The sequence below is a fragment of the Candidatus Protochlamydia sp. W-9 genome (genome assembly GCF_001950615.1).
Lineage (GTDB): Bacteria > Chlamydiota > Chlamydiia > Chlamydiales > Parachlamydiaceae > Protochlamydia > Protochlamydia amoebophila.
In genome coordinates this window covers 1-279 of sequence record NZ_BCPZ01000072.1, presented here as the reverse complement: position 1 = coordinate 279, position 279 = coordinate 1, and the positions used below count along the sequence as shown (strand labels likewise).

The 279-nt window shown below is 54.1% G+C and carries 1 protein-coding gene; it reads left to right on the top strand.

Annotation, left to right across the window (positions count from 1 at the left end; genetic code table 11):
- Positions 1–35: 35 nt before the first annotated feature.
- The coding region (locus BU804_RS13920; protein WP_075882762.1) for a hypothetical protein at positions 36–279 on the top strand (244 nt) is incomplete at its 3' end.

The window sequence follows — 279 nt, the reverse complement described above, 5'->3', positions numbered from 1 at the left end:
GAAGTCATCGAGGCAGATCTTCAGGTGATGAGCCTATGAGTCGTGAAGAGGCAGGTCGCCGAGGAGCGGAAGCTCGTTGGGGAAGAGAGCACGATGAGGATTATGATGGACGCAGAAGCCATCGAGGCAGATCTTCAGGTGATGAGCCTATGAGTCGTGAAGAGGCAGGTCGCCGAGGAGCGGAAGCTCGTTGGGGAAAAGAACACGATGAGGATTATGATGGACGTAGAAGCCATCGAGGCAGATCTTCAGGGGATGAGCCTATGAGTCGTGAAGAAG